A 1,369-nucleotide genomic window follows, 5' to 3' on the forward strand; every position below is an offset into this window, starting at 1 on the left:
CACTATCTAAAAACCTAGCAACTCTAGGTAGTGGCAACATAGAGATAGCAAATAAAGAGAACTCTGATGATCTAACAAGACTAAATAGAGATACCACTAAACTAACAAAAGATCTAGTAAATACTAGCATAAGCTCAAATGTAGATGGTAGTATGGATTTAAGGGTGCTGACAGCTGATGGAAGAGAGCAGATAAAGCAAGAGTTAGAAAAAGTTGGACAAGGGATTGGTGAATTTGCTTTAAAGGCTCTGCTTGGCAACGAAGTTTATAAAAATACAGAAATTATAATTGAGAATTTAAAACGAATAAAAGAAACAGACCCACAAAGATATAATGAAATAGTAAGGGCAATCAATGAATATAATAAAGAGCAAGAAGCACTAAAAGGAAGTTTTATCCCAGCAGTTGTTTTACCTATTGCGCCAGCTGTATTAGAATTTTTAGTAGAAATAGGAGCAGTCTCAGTTGCTCTTGGTGGTACGTACGGTGCTAAAAAGATTGGGGATAAATTTGTAGAAAATTCATCTGAGTATGATTTTTCGTATGATATAATCAAAAATGCTTCAAATCAGCAAGAAAATACACAGACAGCAGAACAGCAAGGTGGCAATGTTCAAACTTCATCGCCAGCACCATTACCGCCAGATGATGATGACAATGATGTTAAAATTTCAAATAAAAATAACGGCTTTTCAAATAAGAGAATTTTAAACAATGGTGATGTTCAAATAAAAGGTAACAAGAACATATCGCTTGATGTTGAAAGAGGGGGTTCTGGTAAAGTGAACATTCATATTAAAGTCGGAAACGAAAAATATTTTTATGATTTCAACTCTGGAAAATATATTTCAAATAGTGGAAGTCAGTTATCAAGTAGCATATCTAAAAATTCAAAAATACAAGAAGCTACTAAAAAAGCATTAGACTACGCAAATAAAATTAAGGATTTAAAATGAGTGAAGTAATTTTAAAAAATTCTAATTTGAAAAAAACTGAATTAACTTATGCTTCTAGTTCCATAATCTATGATAGTTTAAAGGAATTTATTTATTCGAAATATAAGGGAGATTGTTTAAAAATAGATATATTCGGTAATATAGATAATGATTTTAGGGCAATTGCCGTTATAGCAGCAATGGATAATGAAAATGATGAAATAATACACAAGCTTAATTTGAAATTTTTTGATAAAAAATATGACTATGGTGAATTTAATCTTGCTAGAGAAATAGCTAATGCAAAATCTTGTGTTCTATTAAAATTAAAAGAGAGCGAAATTCTTACAAAAATACTATCTTATATTTCTTTTGAAAAATTTATGGGGTCTTATTTTTCAAAAGGTAGATTTATTGGAGAAAATATTAATAAT

Annotated in this window: 2 protein-coding genes; both read left to right on the top strand. The window is 29.9% G+C overall.

Going from position 1 to position 1,369, the window contains the following annotated elements:
- The coding region (locus F3G88_RS10360; protein ID WP_188117489.1) for a hypothetical protein at positions 1 to 956 on the top strand (956 nt) is incomplete at its 5' end.
- Positions 953 to 1,369: hypothetical protein (locus tag F3G88_RS10135; RefSeq protein WP_149716083.1), on the top strand; the 417-nt coding region annotated here is incomplete at its 3' end. The genes F3G88_RS10360 and F3G88_RS10135, both read left to right, overlap by 4 nt.

This window comes from Campylobacter concisus (assembly GCF_902460675.1).
Classification (GTDB): domain Bacteria; phylum Campylobacterota; class Campylobacteria; order Campylobacterales; family Campylobacteraceae; genus Campylobacter_A; species Campylobacter_A concisus_AJ.